Origin of the sequence: Tepidibacter hydrothermalis (assembly GCF_029542625.1) — a bacterium.
Taxonomy (GTDB): Bacteria; Bacillota; Clostridia; order Peptostreptococcales; family Peptostreptococcaceae; genus Tepidibacter_A; species Tepidibacter_A hydrothermalis.
Window position 1 is genome coordinate 1,717,359 of record NZ_CP120733.1, and the last position, 16,649, is coordinate 1,734,007.

At 27.3% G+C, this 16,649-nt stretch carries 18 protein-coding genes; 15 read left to right on the forward strand and 3 right to left on the reverse strand.

The annotated features are described in order from the left end of the window. Positions 1-98 precede the first annotated feature (98 nt). From P4S50_RS07655 to P4S50_RS07685, 8 genes are all read left to right on the forward strand, one after another. Positions 99-647 carry a GNAT family N-acetyltransferase gene (locus tag P4S50_RS07655; RefSeq protein WP_277734165.1) on the forward strand — a complete coding sequence of 183 codons (549 nt, stop codon included), beginning with the start codon at positions 99-101 and terminating at the stop codon, positions 645-647. 747 nt (positions 648-1,394) lie between these two features. Further along, positions 1,395-1,751, forward strand: coding sequence for a hypothetical protein (locus P4S50_RS07660; protein WP_277734166.1), 357 nt, complete (start codon positions 1,395-1,397; stop codon positions 1,749-1,751). Between the two features lie 220 nt (positions 1,752-1,971). Beyond that, positions 1,972-2,430, forward strand: coding sequence for an immunity protein YezG family protein (locus P4S50_RS07665; protein ID WP_277734167.1), 459 nt, complete (start codon positions 1,972-1,974; stop codon positions 2,428-2,430). Between the two features lie 172 nt (positions 2,431-2,602). Next, a complete protein-coding gene (locus P4S50_RS07670) occupies positions 2,603-2,983 on the forward strand; it encodes a DUF3139 domain-containing protein (protein ID WP_277734169.1) in 381 nt (126 codons plus the stop codon). 550 nt (positions 2,984-3,533) lie between these two features. Continuing rightward, a complete protein-coding gene (locus P4S50_RS20315; RefSeq protein WP_465245005.1) occupies positions 3,534-3,650 on the forward strand; it encodes a barstar family protein in 117 nt (38 codons plus the stop codon). 445 nt (positions 3,651-4,095) lie between these two features. Beyond that, complete coding sequence (locus P4S50_RS07675; RefSeq protein WP_277734170.1) at positions 4,096-5,505, forward strand: hypothetical protein; 1,410 nt, start codon at positions 4,096-4,098, stop codon at positions 5,503-5,505. Positions 5,506-5,594: 89 nt separating this feature from the next. After that, positions 5,595-5,939, forward strand: coding sequence for a hypothetical protein (locus P4S50_RS07680; protein WP_277734171.1), 345 nt, complete (start codon positions 5,595-5,597; stop codon positions 5,937-5,939). A 173-nt stretch (positions 5,940-6,112) separates the two neighbouring features. Further along, the gene (locus P4S50_RS07685) at positions 6,113-6,898 is read left to right on the forward strand and encodes a hypothetical protein (protein WP_277734172.1); all 786 of its coding nucleotides are present in this window, start codon (positions 6,113-6,115) and stop codon (positions 6,896-6,898) included. 487 nt (positions 6,899-7,385) lie between these two features. Here the strand turns inward: P4S50_RS07685 and P4S50_RS07690 are convergent, their stop codons facing one another. After that, positions 7,386-8,009: a TetR/AcrR family transcriptional regulator gene (locus P4S50_RS07690; protein WP_277734173.1), complete on the reverse strand. Its 624-nt coding sequence runs from the start codon at positions 8,007-8,009 to the stop codon at positions 7,386-7,388. A gap of 280 nt (positions 8,010-8,289) precedes the next feature. On the opposite strand from P4S50_RS07690, the gene P4S50_RS07695 reads away from it, so the two are divergent. Both P4S50_RS07695 and P4S50_RS07700 read left to right on the forward strand, forming a co-directional pair. Then, positions 8,290-9,468, forward strand: a complete 1,179-nt coding sequence (locus tag P4S50_RS07695; RefSeq protein WP_277734174.1) for a 4Fe-4S dicluster domain-containing protein — start codon at positions 8,290-8,292, stop codon at positions 9,466-9,468. Next, positions 9,461-11,407: an FAD-dependent oxidoreductase gene (locus P4S50_RS07700; RefSeq protein ID WP_277734175.1), complete on the forward strand. Its 1,947-nt coding sequence runs from the start codon at positions 9,461-9,463 to the stop codon at positions 11,405-11,407. Before P4S50_RS07695 ends, P4S50_RS07700 begins: the two co-directional genes overlap by 8 nt. Before the next feature lie 47 nt (positions 11,408-11,454). On the opposite strand, the gene P4S50_RS07705 is transcribed toward P4S50_RS07700, so the two are convergent. Continuing rightward, on the reverse strand, positions 11,455-11,781 hold the full coding sequence (locus P4S50_RS07705) for a winged helix-turn-helix transcriptional regulator (RefSeq protein WP_277734176.1): 327 nt from the start codon (positions 11,779-11,781) through the stop codon (positions 11,455-11,457). Between the two features lie 214 nt (positions 11,782-11,995). Here P4S50_RS07705 and P4S50_RS07710 point away from each other — a divergent pair, with 214 nt between their 5' ends. Continuing rightward, on the forward strand, positions 11,996-12,631 hold the full coding sequence (locus tag P4S50_RS07710; protein ID WP_277734177.1) for a flavodoxin family protein: 636 nt from the start codon (positions 11,996-11,998) through the stop codon (positions 12,629-12,631). A 107-nt stretch (positions 12,632-12,738) separates the two neighbouring features. On the opposite strand, the gene P4S50_RS07715 is transcribed toward P4S50_RS07710, so the two are convergent. Beyond that, the gene (locus tag P4S50_RS07715; RefSeq protein WP_277734179.1) at positions 12,739-13,302 is read right to left on the reverse strand and encodes a hypothetical protein; all 564 of its coding nucleotides are present in this window, start codon (positions 13,300-13,302) and stop codon (positions 12,739-12,741) included. A 255-nt stretch (positions 13,303-13,557) separates the two neighbouring features. Here P4S50_RS07715 and P4S50_RS07720 point away from each other — a divergent pair, with 255 nt between their 5' ends. From P4S50_RS07720 to P4S50_RS07735, 4 genes are read left to right on the forward strand one after another with little or no spacing between them, the layout of a single operon-like run. Then, on the forward strand, positions 13,558-14,517 hold the full coding sequence (locus tag P4S50_RS07720; RefSeq protein ID WP_277734182.1) for an aromatic acid exporter family protein: 960 nt from the start codon (positions 13,558-13,560) through the stop codon (positions 14,515-14,517). Between the two features lie 40 nt (positions 14,518-14,557). Then, entirely contained in the window at positions 14,558-14,950 is a 393-nt protein-coding gene (locus tag P4S50_RS07725; protein WP_277734184.1) for a PPC domain-containing DNA-binding protein, read from the forward strand. A 16-nt stretch (positions 14,951-14,966) separates the two neighbouring features. Continuing rightward, positions 14,967-15,866, forward strand: a complete 900-nt coding sequence (locus tag P4S50_RS07730) for a GTP pyrophosphokinase (RefSeq protein ID WP_277734185.1) — start codon at positions 14,967-14,969, stop codon at positions 15,864-15,866. 14 nt (positions 15,867-15,880) lie between these two features. Continuing rightward, positions 15,881-16,585, forward strand: a complete 705-nt coding sequence (locus P4S50_RS07735) for a M48 family metallopeptidase (RefSeq protein WP_277734186.1) — start codon at positions 15,881-15,883, stop codon at positions 16,583-16,585. The last annotated feature ends 64 nt before the right edge of the window (positions 16,586-16,649 follow it).

Below are 16,649 nucleotides of genomic sequence, written 5' to 3' on the forward strand. Positions count from 1 at the left end.
CTGTTGGATATATTGATTACAACAAATTACTTAACGAAGGGGGAGAGATTTAGTGAGAGTTTAGGGCTTATAATAGACTATATCACTAAATACAAATAATGTTTAAAAGAATAATAGATGAAGATATTGAATTGAGAATCTTAGAAGAGAAACATACTGAAGAAGATTACTTATTAATTGATAAGAATAGAGATTATTTAAGACAATGGCTACCTTGGTTGGATAGTATACAGAGTTGTGAAGATGTCAACAAATTTATTAAATCATGTCTTGAACAGTTTTCTAAGAATGAAGATTTTACAGTAGGTATATGGTATAGAGGTGATTTTGCAGGTGTCATTGGATATAATGAACTGAATTTGGGTCATAAAAAAGCTAATATTGGATATTGGTTAGGGGCTGAATTTACTGGCCTTGGCATCATGACAAGAACTTGTAAAGCTATGGTTAATTATGCTTTTTCGGAGTTGGGCTTACATAGGGTTGAAATAAGGTGTGCAGAAGAGAATTTAAAAAGTAGGGCAATACCAGAGCGATTAGCTTTTAAGAATGAAGGTGTATTAAGAGATGCAGAATGGCTATATGATCATTATGTAAGTCATGTTGTTTATAGTATATTAGATACTGAATGGAATATTTCTAAGTAATTGAAATAAGTTGAATGTTACCTAATTTGTAATTGATTTTTAGTTATATTTGTATAAAATTCACTTTGAACTATCCATATTTAGGCAATTGTGCTATGAGCTTTGCCATGGCTTTTATTGGTGTAGAATATATAGAATTGATTTGAGTATAGAACTGTTAGAAAAAAGGGACAAGTTATACTTGTACCACTAATGGGGCACACCTCAACAAGAATGCATTTTACATTAAAAAATAACTATCTGCTTATTTAGGAAGGAGACTTACAGTCACCTTCTTTATATATTTCAATATACTCATATATTTTAATATATAGATCATTAATAATAAAATTAGTAGAAATACAAATATTTTTTATGAGCAAAGTAGTAATAATTAGAGCTGCTGTTTTTATTCCATATATCTGCAAAATTACATATAAATGAAAAAGTGTGATTTATATTATGGTAAAATATAGATATATATTTATTTTTAATATATTACATAATCTCTATGATCCAAAGCTTGGATTATTAATTAATGTAGCAAAAACTAAATGTTTAGATGTTGAAGAACAGAAATTTATTTTTAATGGAATTAAATAATTATTAAGACAACAAAGAAATAAGGTTTTACAATTAAGTGAGATTAAAGGGAGAAAAAGTTTAGGTTTGGATAATATTGTGGAATAACTTTGAAGGGGAAAAAAATATATAATTGATAGATAAGGATATATAAATAAATAGAATGTTATGTGAGGAAGATAGATTATGGTTTCGATCTTTGAATTAGTAGAAGAAATTAAAAATTATAAGATTAAAAATAAAAATTTAATTGTTTGTCTAGAGGCTAACAATTTAAGAGTTGTAGCTATGGCAATGTTCAAAATAATAGAGAGAAATTATTGTAATAAGAGAATTGTTGATAGATTAGCCCAACTCGGCAAGCTTTTAAAGAACAATAAGTTTATTGGACCGTGGCAGTTTGGACATGCAGCTATAGCCACATTATCATTTTTAGACAATAAAGATGCAAAAACTATGTTCAATGAACTTTTTGAGAGTTTAAATGAAACAGATAAATTTTTAGTAGAGAATTTTATTAAATCGGAACCATATAAAGAATAAACAGTTCTTGTGGGATTGTACTGAAAAAATAATTCAAGGTATAGATAATAGTGACTAGTGAATAGAAAAATAGCAGACTTTCATAATCTAGTGGTAACAGGAAATGAAACTGTTGCTACTATTAGTATTTAGATACAGTTTTTTATCTAAGGGGATGTGTGAAACTGCTACGGAAGTAAGGGAAGCTAAATCATTAGTTGGTAAAGGAGAGATGTGAAATATGAAAGAATTTGAGGAATATTTTAGTGAAACTCAAGCAGATATGATATCAATATGCTTAGAATATGTTAAGAATAGAGCCGAAAAAGTATATGTATATGCTTCGTGTGAAGGAGATGTCATTTCTAGTAGCTTTTTTTACAAAATAAATAATATGTATGTAAAAAAGCATAATTTGAATGATGCTATTGATGGAGGTGAAGAAAGATACGATGTATCCACTGAACGTCAATTTGCAGTATTAGATATTATTAATGAAGATATCGAAAATATTAAAAAATTGTGTATAGAATATGATAGAGATATGCCAACAGAGTTTAAAATGATTTATGATGTACAAAAAAATGGTTTGAAAGCAGAATATAAGTATGATTTAGTTTACTCTAACGATCCAGTCAAAACTGCTAATCACATTGGGTTGGAGTGGTTTGAAGAAATTAAGTCAAAAAATAATAGCTAAGTTATTTATCAGAGGGAAGTATATGTTACTATAGAGCCTAATACTAGCATTCGTGTTCTATACTGAAAAGTAGACTGATAGTATTTACAATTACTTCATTGTATCGTACAACTGCTTTTTCATTTATAAGAATTACTATTTTGTGGTAAAACTTTTAAAGGAGAGTGAGTGGATGTCAAAAAAAAGGATTTTTATATCAATTATTTGTGCATTGATAGTGGGTTTGTGGATTATTTATAATCCAGTACAGAAACATTTTGCAGAACAAAAAATGTATAAATATATGAAAAAACAAGGAATAAAAAAAGATAACATTGAAAGCAAAAAAATTACAACAGGGCTTCTTAATACTGATTATTACATAACTGTTAAATTGAAGGATGATCCTAATTTTCAATATGAATATTTATATCAACCAAGAGGAGGCTTGTTTAATCCTAAACACTGCTATTTTAGATTGTCGGTATATTCTGATAAAACTAATGGTGAATATAGTGTGGGAAATAAAAATATTCCTAAGTATTTGTCGCTTGGAGATGATTTGATAGATTAAAAAAATATTGTTACAGTACTTTTTATTTTTAGGTATTTAATAGAATATATAGGCTTATTACTAATAAAAATGGACAAGTTATGCTTGTACTACTAATGGGGCACACCCCAATAAGAATGCGTTTCGCATTTTAAGAATAATTACCTGGTTATGAAGTGAAAGAGGATGATTAGCTCATTCTCTTTTTTATATAGGATTATTTATAAAAATATATGTAGATATAGAATTATCTAGAACACAAAAGATGATTTATTAAATCATCTTTTTTATTTTTTTCAGATTAGATGAAATATATTATGGCATGGTTATATTAATATTATTTTTATTACTACTTTTTAGGTGCTTAATTAAAAAACATTAACATATTTTATGACTAATCAAAGTAACAAATTGAAATATTAGAAAAAATTTCAAAAAAATACTAAATATTGAAATGGATTATGTCGATTAAAATAAAGTAATTAGCGTAAAACAAATATAATTTGGAAATAAAAATATTAAATAGAGTATAAGAAACATGTGCAGTTATATATGTATAGGAGGCTTTTTTATGAAAAAGATTTATATACTTGAGGGAAAAAATATATATGATTTAGAATCATTTCTTAGTGAATTTGCTAAAATGATAAATGCTCCAAATGGATATTTTGGGAGGAGTTTAATTTAGTTTGATGACTGTCTTTTGGGTGGTTTTTCAATAGTATATAAATGCATTAATTGATAATTACATAGATTTCTATATTCCGGATATGATTACATCATATATAAAATCTATAATTCCACAAAAATAGAAAAGGCCTGTGATAGTTGCACTACTTATTGAAAAAGTAAATATAAAAATATTTTTTTACTATACAAAGATATGAGGATGAGAATGAAAACAAGATAGATTATGAGATTTCAAAGAATTTAATTATGAGTTTGTTTTAAGATATAAAAAGAATGTTGGCTATTGTATATAATTACAAGGTTAAATTAATAAAACTAAATGATATAAGTTAGATTGTAAAGTTTGACAATATAGAGTTCATAATTAATTAGATGTATGTAATGAGAAAATCAAATATATAAGACAACTAAATTCAATGATTTTTATATAAGGAGAAAAAATTATGGAACATGAAAAGTTAAATGAAAAGCATAAAAAAGAGATATTAAATAAATTAAAATTAGCAGAAGCAAAGAGAGGAAAGAAAATTAATTTAAATCCACCAATAGAAGCTAGTGAAGTACGAATGTTAGAAGAAAAGTATAACTTTAAACTTCCGCCAGATTATTTCTGGTTCATAACAGAAATTGGAGATGGTGGAGAGGGACCTCATGGAGACTTGATGAAATTTGGTGGAAGAGAAGAGATTTATTATGAGTTGTGTGGAAAAGAAAACAGACTGCCCAAATTAGAAAGTATGAAAGATGTAAACAGATATCAATGTGAATTTATTAATGAAAGTCAGAATAATAAATATGCATTTCAAGAAGGTTTATTAAGTCTCTGTTATAAGAGGTTTAAATATCCTGATGGTAGTGTATATAGTTATGATGATGAAATTGCACTCATTGTTAATGGAAATAATTATGGGGAATTGGTTAATATTCACGTATCACAAGAAAGAATCCCACGTGATGAAAATACTAATCACTTTCTTGAATGGTATGAGAGGTATATTGGAGATGTTATTTTAGATTGTAATATATCATACAATTTTGAAAATCTCTTAGGTGGAAGTGTAGCAGAACTTGCTGACTTATATAAAAAAACAAAGGATAATAACAAAAAAGGGACGATATGGAATTCTTTTATTAAGTTTAAAAAACTCTCAGAAGAAGAAAAAGGAAAGTTATATGAGTTATTTATTTATGAGACAAATGATGATTTAAAGATACAAGGCCTTCATATACTTCAAAAAATTCATTATGAAAAAATAGATGAGGTATTTATTTCTTTAATGACATTAGATAATAAAGGAATATTTAGTGAACTAAGTAGAATTATCTCATATAAATATACAACTTCAATGGATTATAAAACTTATCGCTGTTATGGTAAAGATGGAATTGAAAATTGGTATGAACATGCATTAAGGATGTTTCCATATATTCTTGAACAGGTACAGGATTTTTATGGAGGATTTGTAGGATCACATATTCATATTGATTACTGTTTAAAATTAATAACAGTAAATCCTAAATTTAAGGTGGATGATCTTGAACCTTATTTTATGAACAAAAATAATTATATTGTTACAAAAATTATTGAGGAATGCATGAAATATGGGGAGGTAAATGAATTAAATGAATTTTTCAAAAGACAAGCAAAACGTCTTATGGAAATGGATGATTGTACGAAACTGGATAGATTACTAAATGAAATGAGAATGTTTATTCACCAGCATACAGAATTCAAGAAGGAAATAGAACCGATAATATTAGAAGGGTCAAAATTTATTGTTTCCAAGGTAGATAGTGGTATAGAGGTAACAGTTTCGAATTTAGAAAATATTCGTAACAGATTAAAACAATAATAGTTACACTAAATTAAAGTTCGAATAGATCAATAGGAGATAAATGGAATATAGAGTTTGTCATAAGGAGAATGAGGAGGTAATACAAGATGGGTTTTTTGAATAAATTATTTAGTAAAAAATTGGATTTACAGTCCAAACATGCATCTAGCATTTATACGTTTTATATTAATGATATATTTACAATTAAAAGAGTAGGATGCATCGTATTTGGTATAGTAAAAGGTTCAGATATTCGAGTCGGTGATGATGTATATATTATAGATGTCAATGGAAACAGACTGCCATCTAAAGTCATGAGTATGGAAAATCCAAGAGTAGGCGAGATGAATATAGCACCTGTTGGAAGCAATGTGGGTATTCTTTTGTCCGATATTGAGGCAAAGCAATTACATAGAGGTGATATTCTGACTAATGAAAAGAAAATTAATTAGGGAGGATTTAATTGAACTAAGTGTTATCTAATTATATAAGGCGTGGACAGCAAAGAAAATAAGCAATAATTATAGAAAAATTAAATCTTGGGATGAAGAAAATAGATATTGCTCAACTAAAGGACATGTTGTTTTATATGATTTTTATTTATAGGAGAGAGGTATTATGTAAAATGATAAAAAATAGTTGGTTTTGGCCAATAAAAGAAAATATATCTGGAAAAATTAAGGCTGTATTACAAGGAAATGAAGCTGGAGCATCAAAAGAGTCATTAAGGAGACTAGAATTATTCAATAAACAATTTAATTTGATAGAAGTAGGAATGAAAAGAATTAATTCAAGGCTTTTTATAAATAAATCATATAAGCCTGCAACTGTTATAATTGGAAAATTAAAAGATCCTGATAGAAGGTGGACTGACGGGGCAATTGAATATTTGTCAGAAGATAATTTTATCTTTAGGATATTTATGTCTTTTGATGAACATGAGAATAAATTTAATTTTAGTGGTAATCATCAGTTTGATATATATAGAGCTTGTGAGGTATGTCATGATAATGCTATTTTAATGGATATTGAGCACCAAGAGGGTGGACTTGTTTATATCGGAGGTGTTGATATAGGAATTTATAGTTCTGATAAGTCAATTCAAGATATAAATGAAGGGGACAAGGAAAAATATTTAGCGTTATTTGATAAAATGGAGAAAAATTTATTAAAGATAACAGCAGATGCAGAAGCGTATTTTGAAGAACTATTTAATGATAAGACTGAAAAAATAATTGATATTATTGAAGTAGCAGCCTGTGAATTTGCAGGTGCTTCTCTGAAAAGACAACAGGGTTTATGCATTGAATATACTATTTCAAGTGATGATATTTTTCAATCAGCATATACAAGTTATCAGCTGAGAGTATTAGAAAATGGGAAGATTGATGGTGTGGGAATTCATATTTAATAAATTAATTGTAAGTTTTAAAAGAGTATATTTTATTTGTAAGGATAGAAAAATGGCTGCCTAGATATTTATGGTTTTTGCCATGGCTTTTATTTGTAGTAGAATATAGAAAAATGATTAGAGTATAGAGTTATTAGAAAAAAAGGACAAGTTATGCTTGGACAAGTAATGGGGTATGTATAAGAATATATACTTAATAATCATTAGATACTGAATAATATTAATATATTAGTAATTTGTGATAATGAATGTAGTTTTATTAATTTTGAGGTGTAGATGTGAGGGTAATAAAAACTTGGTTATTTGTATATAAATTAAATGGATACTTGGTTTTAGATAAAATAGATGTTTAATTTATATTTTTTTCTTAGTTAAAAATAAATATGAAATCACATATAAAAATATTTACTTGAGGTATTGTATGTAAGCAGCACATGGTTAGAAAATAGTGAATTTGTGCTGCTTTAGGTACTCAAATAAAAGAATTTTATGATTTTATATTTTTCCAAAAGAATTCAATACGTTTTCTTAAAAGGTCAATATAATAGTCAAAATTATCATCATTATGTATAAGTAAAATCTCTATATTTGAAGAAATTAGAATATTCAAAAATTCATTTGCCAGAAATAAAGTATCAATGTTTTTTATCAATTTACATTTTTTTAATTCATCAAAAAAATGTTTAAATGCATTTTTCGCATCTTGTAAAATATTTTTTTTCATAATTGTTCCAACAGTTTCGTTTTGAAACATTTCCATAATAATCAATTTATAAAGTTTACTCCAGTGTTCATTCGTCTTATAACCATTGATAATTTCATTATCAAAAACAGTTATGAAATTATCAGGATTTTCTTTTATTTGTTCTAAATATGTATTATTAATTAGGTTTTCTCTAAAAGAGCGGGGTCTGTATATAGAAAAAATAGCCTGTAATATTTCTTCTTTTCCACCAAAGTGATTATATATAGAGGCACCTTTTATTCCAACAGCATTAGCTATTTGCCTAATAGAAGTTCCTTTAAATCCTTGTTTTGAGAAAAGATCTAAAGAAATTTCTAGAATTTTAATTTTAGTTTCGCTCATTTTTTCATTTTTTATATTATTCATTTTTTTCACCTCGCATTATCTCAAAAAATGTTGATTTTTCAATTCTAAAGATATCAATTATATCACATTATATCATAAAGCAAAACTTAGTTCAGATGGAGTTTTTATTCCATCTGAATTTTTAGTTCAGCTAATCTAGAACTTTTAGCTTTCGGATAAATGAAATATAAAAAAATCAACCTAAAGATAGACAAAGAACGCTAATAGTGTTAAAATAAATCAACATACTAACTAACACTTGTTAGCGTGCGGTTTATCTTTAAAAAAAGAGGTGAAAAGAGTGGAAAATAAAAAAATGAAAATGATAAAATATGATGATCTGGTAAAAGAATGGAAAGATGAGAAAAAGCAGATGATTGAACGAACATCAGAAGATAGAATATATAGATGGAATCCTGACGGTATGTACAATATTTTAGAGAACACAGGCAAAGTTATTACGGATAATAATCCGTATGTAAACTTAGTTGACATTGAAGAATTTGATCTTGTTATAGAAAATGAACCTTATACAGTTGCTCCTCCACCTATGAATAAAGTAAAGAATAAAATAAAGAGCAAAAGCGCTAGTTTTTTTGGATTGATGCATAAAGAAATAACTGGAGATCCAATGAACTATATGAAGGATCAAAAAATTTCTATGGAAAGAATCAACAATGAAGCACAAGGTATTGATGTACCTAAACCTGAAAAACAAAAAGAAAAAGACTTATTGAAACTAAAAAAAGAAATTTTTGAATATGCAAAGAGTTTAGGTTTTGCAAGTGCAGGTGTAACGAAAATAGATAGAAGGTATGTATCGATGGGAGTTGATGATGAGATTATATTTGATACCATAATACTTCTTGGATATGAAATACCTGAAGATGTGATGGGAAATTATCCAAATCCTAAAGGAGAATTAGGAGCTTTTGGAGCGTATACAGGGTGTGCGAGAAATGTACATAAAGTAGCTGATTTTATTAGATCAAAGGGATATGATTGCAGAGCAAGAGGATGGGATGGCTCTATTAAATATTCACCACATGCAGTAAATGCTGGGCTAGGTAATTATTCAACTTATGGAGTATGTGTAACTCCAGAGGCAGGAACAAGATTAAAATACTGTTCTATTTTAATAGATGCAGATCTTGTATTAGATAAACCTAAAGATTTTAACATAGAGGAATTTTGTTCAAGATGTAGAATGTGCCAAAAATCTTGTCCATCTAATTCAATACCAAAAGAGGAGAAAAAATATAAAGGGTCGATAAAACGCCAAACACGCTTTTCAACTTGTCTGGAATTAATGACAACAGCAAAAGAATGTCTAAAGTGTGTAAGAGTATGTCCTTTTAGTATGATTGGGTATGAACAGTGTATGGAATCATTACCTCAATACTATATGTACAATTTAGAGAGAGATCAACTTGACAAAGAGTTTTTATTATCAAAAAAAGAAGGTGAAAACAATGAATAAAATAATTAGCATATTGGGAGATATCAATAAAAAAGGGGAATTTGAAATTTCTTCTGATAAAACTATTAAGGAAGTTTTAAATGAATATGCAGGTGGAATGAAAAATAGAAGAAATGTTAAATTAGTTCAAGTTGGAGGACCTCTAGGAATATGTATAAATGGAAAAGATCTAAATAAAAAGATGAGTGATTATAAAGATTATATGAATGCAAATATGATTATGTTCTTAGGTGATCTTTTATGTCCTGTTGATTATTTGAGATTTTTAACTAGATTTATGGTTAGAGAACTTCGTCTTGATAACAAACATATTAGAAAATTAAATCACCTATTAGAAAATATTGCTGGGGGTATAGCAACAGAATGTGATTTTGAAGAATTAATTAATGAAGTAAATAAAGAAGCAGGTACTAATGCAGAAGATTTACTTCATAAAATATTTATATATATAACTTCTGAATTTAAAGATGAGTTTATGGATCATATTATAGATAAAAAATGTAAAAATGGTATATGTAGAGGATTGATGATCGCTCAGTGTATGAATGCATGTCCTGCTGAGGTTTATATTCCAGGATATATAGAGCTTATGAAGCATGATAGGGTAGAAGAAGCTTATGACTTAATGAGAAAAAATAATCCTCTTTCATTTGTATGTGGTAAAGTATGTGCTCGCCCATGCGAAGATAGATGTAGAAGAGGAGAAATTGAAAGTACAGTAGGAGTTAGAGCATTAAAGAGATATGCATGTGATATGACATTGAAAATGAGAGATTATAAGGAAGATAAATTAGATAGTAATGGCAAAAAAGTAGCAATCGTTGGAGCTGGTCCATCAGGACTTACAGCTGCATATTATCTAGCAAAAACAGGGTATCAAGTAGTTATTTATGAAGCAGCTAAAGTTATTGGTGGGATGCTTGCTATGGGAATTCCTGAGTATAGACTACCTCAAGAAACTATAGACAAAGAGGTCAAATTAATTAAAGGTTTAGGGGTAAAAATTGTAACAAATACAAAAGTTGGAATAGATATTACTCTTAAAGAACTAAGAGAAAAATTTGACTCACTACTTTTATCAACAGGGTGTCATATAGGTAATAAATTTGGGCCTGATATTAAAGACATAGAAACAGCAGTAGATTTTTTAAGAAAAGTAAAAGTACAGGGAAGAAGAACAATTGGAGAAAATGTACTAGTAATTGGTGGTGGAGATGTTGCCATGGATGCTGCTAGAACTTCTATTAGACTTGGAGCTAAAAATGTAATATTAGCTTCTCTTGAAACATTTGAGACAATGCCGGCAAGTGATGAAGAAAAAAATGAAGCAGTAGAAGAAGGAGTACAATTTGTAAATGGATATGGAACAAAAGATATTAATGTAGAAGATGGAAAGTTAAAAGGAATAACTTTAAAAAGATGTCTATCAATACTTGATGATGAAGGAAGGTTTAGCCCAGTATATGATGAAGAAGATTTAAAGACATTTGAAATAGATAGCTTAATACTTGCAATAGGTCAAAGACCAGATAATAGTTATTTAGATGAAGATATTGAACTTGATGAAAGAGGATGGATTAAGGTAGAGAAATATACATTTGAAACAAGTAGTAAAGGAATATTTGCAGCAGGAGATATGTATAAACCTGGTATAGCAATAAAGGCTATAGCTGAAGCTAAAAAAGCTGCAATAGCTATAGATAAATATTTAGGAGGGGATGGATTATATTTGGGTAAAGAAATAGAAATACCTGAAAAACCATTAAATTGTACGATTTGGGATATTGAAAAAGTTGTTGAAAAACATAAAAATCCTTCTCAAATAAAAGGAAACTTCGATACTGTGTCTAGAGTATACACAAAAGATGAGGCAAACAAAGAGGTTTCAAGATGTATGAGGTGTGATAGAAACTCTACAAGACCATTATATTTAAAATAATTTGAAATAATGGTTCAACTCTTAGGAAAAAGAGGATGAACCATTATTTATAAATCAGAAAAATATTTTACTGACCATTTTTCTAATAAATCAAGTGCAGGAAATAGTTCCTTACCTTTATTTGTAAGGCTATACTCTACTTTAGGAGGTACTTGAGGGTACGCTTTTTTAGAAATCAAGCCATTATACTCTAATTCTGTTAATTTTTCATTCAATACTTTTTGACTAACACCACATGTGATTTTTTGAAGCTCTAAAAATCTTTTTGGTCCTTTATTTAAATGACACAATATAACTGCTTTCCATTTACCTCGTATTAAGTCCATTCCAAGATCAAGATGACAGACATATTTTTTATTGTTATATTCAAGCATTATTTCACCTACTTCTTTAATAAATAGTTAATATAAATTATAGCATAACATAAATATTAACACAAAATCATGAAATTTTAATACGTTCTAAGGCGGTAGTTTACTTAAATCTTACCTAAAAGTAAGAAGTCTAACTAAAAAGTGCGTACTTGTTTAACAATCTTATACGGTTTATACTTTGAACAAAGTAATTTTTAAAAAGGAGTGGGATTAAATGAAAGTAGTAGCTTTTAACGGAAGTCCAAAGAAAGAGGGAAATACTTATCATGCAATAAAAATAGTTACAAAAGAGCTTGAAAAAGAAAATATAGATATAGAAATTATTCATGTCGGAAATAAGTCAATTAGAGGATGTACTGCATGTGGACAATGCATAAAGAACAAAAATGAAAAATGTGTTCTTCAAGGAGATGAAGTTAATGAATGGATTCAAAAAATGAAGGAAGCAGATGGCATAATTTTAGGATCTCCCGTATACTATTCATCTATTTCTGGTACTATGAAGGCTTTTTTAGATAGAGCTTTTTATGTTACAGGTGTTAATGATTCAATATTAAGACATAAGGTTGGAGCATCAGTTGTTGCTGTAAGACGCTCAGGTGGACTTACGACATTTAATGAATTAAATAACTATATTAATTATTCTGAAATGGTAATGCCAAATTCAAATTATTGGAATGTTATCCATGGCACAAAGCCTGGAGAAGCTTTAAAAGATGAAGAAGGAGTTCAAATAATGAGAGTTCTTGGGAAAAATATGGCATGGTGTTTGAAGTTGATTGAAAATGGTAAGGGAATGGTTGATGAACCAAAAAGAGAAGATAAAATATTTACAAATTTTATTAGATAAAAAATAAAATTATTAATTATAAATGAAAGAATAAAACAACCTCATTTTAATGAGGTTGTTTTATTCTATACTAAGGAATTATGTAATAAAGTAAATAGATAATGAATTTATTTATAAATAAATTTAACTTCAGACTGATATAATCTTTTATATATATTATATTCAGTTTGAACTTCTCTTGTGGTTATAAAAATATTAGTAAAAAATTCCCATAAAAACACCCAGCCACCTATATATATTCCTTCATGTAAAATATTAAGAAATACATTTTGTATATCTTTAATAAATAAATAACCCATACTGAGAAATAAAATAGAAAGAAATAAATAAGATAAAGTTTTTTTGTGAAGGTTTAATTTATTTTTTGTAAGTCTTTCTATAGCATAACTGTAATAATTTTTGTAAGCTGATAATAAAGCTACTTCTTTCTTTACATCTTTTCTATATTCAGGTAAATGAAGAACAATCTGAATATTGAAATTTAAAGGTATATCCTCTGATGAATTTACTATAAAATCATTAAATTCGTCTTCAATATCTCTTTTCTTAAAAGGTGAAGGGTCCCAATCATCATATATATCATCATAATCATCAAGAGACACTTTAATTAAATAAGTATTATTACTTTTATCATAGTTATAGTGATTTTGGAAGTATCTTTTTTTTCTCATTGTATCACCTTTCATTAGTTATTATAGAAATAGTTTTCTTATATGATAGAAATCAGTATTAAATAAAAACCCACTTTAAAAAATTTTATGTATGAAATCAAAAAATATTCAGAAAGAATAATTGAATATAAAAGATAAACCTCTTAAGCTATATGAAGCAATAAAATGTTGGTATAAAATCTAGTTTAGGAGGTTTTATATTTATGATAAAATGAATAATAGGCTTTTGTAAAATAATATAAAAAAGGAGTGTTTATGAAATTTATAGGACATAGAACATTAAAAACAGCTATAGGTGCAGCAATTTCAATAATCATATCAAAGAATATAGGTTTTGAATACGCTGTATCTGCCGGAATAATAACTATTTTAAGCATTCAAAGTACAAAAAGAAAATCTGTTAAAATAGCCATTCAAAGAGTGTGTGCATGCATATTAGCTTTATTGATAGCATTTATAGTATTTAGTTTAGTTGGATATAGCGAAATAAGCTTTGGCATATTTCTAATACTATTTATACCAACTGCGGTAAAATTTAATGTAGGTGAGGGAATAGTAGTTAGCTCAGTTTTGGTATCTCACTTACTTGTAGAACAATCTGTGGAAATGTTTTGGCTAAAAAATGAAATGAATCTTATGATTACAGGTGCAATAGTAGCATTGATATTGAATCTTTATATGCCTAGTATAGAAAATAAGATAAGGAAAGACAAAATGTATATTGAAGAACAGATGAAGGAAATATTACATAAAATGTCTATAGCTTTAAAAGATCATACTGTGACATTTGAATATGATGACTTATTTGATGAATTAGAAAAAAGGTTACAAAAGGCATTGAAGCTATCCTATGTTAATTTTAATAATTATGTATTTCAAAATGAAAGCTATTATGTTCATTATATGGAAATGAGAGTTAAACAATATGAAACTATAAAGCGTATGAAGGAACATTTTCAAAGGTTTTTTATGACTTACGATCAAGCTATAATGATATCTGATTTTACACAACAAGTAGCAAATTTATTATATGAAGAAAATACTGCACAAGGAATGATAAATGAATTGAATAAATTAAGGTCTATTTTTAAAGAAATGCCGCTTCCTATAGACAGAGAGGAATTTGAAAATAGAGCTATGCTTTTTCAATTTTTGAATGATATGGAGAGTTTTTTAATAATAAAGAAAGAGTTTAGAGAAAATATAGATAAGTAAATTGTGAAAAATGAATTTTATAAAAATGGAGGATATACTAATGCGATATTATGCCATTAGAATGAAGCCGGGACAAGACCTAAAAGAGGAAGTAGAAAATTTTGTTTGTCAAAACAATATTAAATCAGGCATAATTATGACGTGTATAGGTAGTTTAAATTGTGCAAAAATAAGGTTGGCTGATGAGAATATAATAAAAGAATACAACGAAAAATTTGAAATAATATCTTTGCAAGGTACATTATCTCAAGATGGACTCCATTTGCATATATCTTTGGCAAATGATAAAGGATTTTGTATAGGAGGACACCTTATGCATGGATGCCATATATATACAACAGCTGAAATAGTTATAGGGGAATTAGAAGAGTTTATTTTTAAAAGAGAATACTGTAAAGATACTGGATTTAAAGAATTAAAGATAATAATCTAAACAAAGGAGAAAATAAATGATAATAAACAAAGAAGAGTTTTTAGAGAAATACCATTTAGCAGATAAAATAAAAACTATGGATATAGATTGGCAAGTGATAAATGATATATATAATGATTTCAACGAATACAAAAAGAGTTATGAAAGTCAAGCTGATTTTATAGCTACAATTTTTAGAACACATAAAAATATACATTCTGTTAAATCTAGAGTAAAAGACCCAGATAGACTGATAGAAAAAATAATAAGAAAAATTCCTAGTAGAAAACAAAAATATGGACAAGATTTTTCTTTCACTGTAGATAATTATAAAGAAGAAATAACTGATTTAATAGGAATTAGAGCAATACACATATTCAAAGAAGATTGGGAAGAAATACATAAATTTATAATGAAGACATGGAAAGTAATAGAAATAACAGCAAATGTTAGAGATGGAGATGATACTGAAAAATTTAAAGAATTAGGAATTGAAATTAATTCTAGAAAATCAGGATATAGATCAGTTCATTATTTAATTGAATTTTTTCCAACGAATCAGAAGGTTATTGCAGAAATTCAAGTTAGAACTATATTTGAGGAAGGGTATGGAGAAATAGATCATAAACTTAGATATAGTCATAAAGAAATTCCAGAAGTTTTAGCATTGAATTTATTGTTATTCAATAGAATAGCTGGAAGTTCTGATGAAATGGCATCTTTGATAAACTTATTAAACAAAAATTGGTCTCAAATGGAAGATAAATATGATGAAGCTTTACAAACTAAAAATAATCAAATACTAGAAATAAAAGATAAAATATTAAATAATATTAATATAAATGAGAAAGAAAAAAGTGATTTAATATGCAGTCTAGATAAAATTTTAAAAGATGATACAGCTATAAATTTTGCAAAGAATATGATACAGACTTAATAGGGGTAATAATTATGATAATAAACTATAAGGGTCAAGAAATAAATATATTAATAGAATATAGGAAAAGGAAAAGTATTAGTATTAAAATAGATTATGACCTTAAAATAAGGGTGCTAGCACCAAAAGAAGCTAATCAGGATCAAGTGATGAACATCGTTGAGTCAAAACTTGATTTGATTTCAAAAAAATTAAATGAGATAAGAAAATTATCTCAAGAACAACAAGTTAAAACCAAAAATGATACACAAATTTTATATATGGGTAAAAAATACTTCATAAAAATAGTTTTGGATAAAAATTTAGAAAAAAGTAATATATCAATACAGAATAATGATATTGTAATAAACACTCAAAATGATGAACAAGAGCAAGTAAAAAATATTATAAAGAAATATTTGAAAAAACAATGCTTAAAACAAGTAAAGAAAAGAGTATCGTATTATCAGTCTGATTTTAAGTCAAAACCTAAATCAATAAAAGTTGTAGAATCAAATAAGTTTTGGGGATTATGCAATTCTAATAGAGACATACAATTTAATTGGAGGTTAATCATGGCTCCTATAGAGGTCATAGATTATGTTATAATTCATGAAATGAGTCATATGGCTCATATGAATCATTCTAAATCGTTTTGGAAGATGGTTGCAAAAATAATGCCAGACTATAAAAAACAAGTCGAGTGGATAGGTATAAATGGAAGGTATATGAATATATAATATTGAATATGTTAAAGGTGGTTTTAAATTAAATTTTATAGGGGGTTAATAAATAAAAAACTAT

Excerpts from the sequence above, each read along its gene's own strand:
- P4S50_RS07655 (WP_277734165.1), top strand. The coding sequence starts at position 99 with ATGTTTAAAAGAATAATAGATGAAGATATTGAATTGAGAATCTTAGAA.
- P4S50_RS07660 (WP_277734166.1), top strand. The coding sequence starts at position 1,395 with ATGGTTTCGATCTTTGAATTAGTAGAAGAAATTAAAAATTATAAGATT.
- P4S50_RS07665 (WP_277734167.1), top strand. The coding sequence starts at position 1,972 with ATGAAAGAATTTGAGGAATATTTTAGTGAAACTCAAGCAGATATGATA.
- P4S50_RS07670 (WP_277734169.1), top strand. The coding sequence starts at position 2,603 with ATGTCAAAAAAAAGGATTTTTATATCAATTATTTGTGCATTGATAGTG.
- P4S50_RS20315 (WP_465245005.1), top strand. The coding sequence starts at position 3,534 with ATGAAAAAGATTTATATACTTGAGGGAAAAAATATATATGATTTAGAA.
- P4S50_RS07675 (WP_277734170.1), top strand. The coding sequence starts at position 4,096 with ATGGAACATGAAAAGTTAAATGAAAAGCATAAAAAAGAGATATTAAAT.
- P4S50_RS07680 (WP_277734171.1), top strand. The coding sequence starts at position 5,595 with ATGGGTTTTTTGAATAAATTATTTAGTAAAAAATTGGATTTACAGTCC.
- P4S50_RS07685 (WP_277734172.1), top strand. The coding sequence starts at position 6,113 with ATGATAAAAAATAGTTGGTTTTGGCCAATAAAAGAAAATATATCTGGA.
- P4S50_RS07690 (WP_277734173.1), bottom strand. The coding sequence starts at position 8,009 with ATGAATAATATAAAAAATGAAAAAATGAGCGAAACTAAAATTAAAATT.
- P4S50_RS07700 (WP_277734175.1), top strand. The coding sequence starts at position 9,461 with ATGAATAAAATAATTAGCATATTGGGAGATATCAATAAAAAAGGGGAA.
- P4S50_RS07705 (WP_277734176.1), bottom strand. The coding sequence starts at position 11,781 with ATGCTTGAATATAACAATAAAAAATATGTCTGTCATCTTGATCTTGGA.
- P4S50_RS07710 (WP_277734177.1), top strand. The coding sequence starts at position 11,996 with ATGAAAGTAGTAGCTTTTAACGGAAGTCCAAAGAAAGAGGGAAATACT.
- P4S50_RS07715 (WP_277734179.1), bottom strand. The coding sequence starts at position 13,302 with ATGAGAAAAAAAAGATACTTCCAAAATCACTATAACTATGATAAAAGT.
- P4S50_RS07720 (WP_277734182.1), top strand. The coding sequence starts at position 13,558 with ATGAAATTTATAGGACATAGAACATTAAAAACAGCTATAGGTGCAGCA.
- P4S50_RS07725 (WP_277734184.1), top strand. The coding sequence starts at position 14,558 with ATGCGATATTATGCCATTAGAATGAAGCCGGGACAAGACCTAAAAGAG.
- P4S50_RS07730 (WP_277734185.1), top strand. The coding sequence starts at position 14,967 with ATGATAATAAACAAAGAAGAGTTTTTAGAGAAATACCATTTAGCAGAT.
- P4S50_RS07735 (WP_277734186.1), top strand. The coding sequence starts at position 15,881 with ATGATAATAAACTATAAGGGTCAAGAAATAAATATATTAATAGAATAT.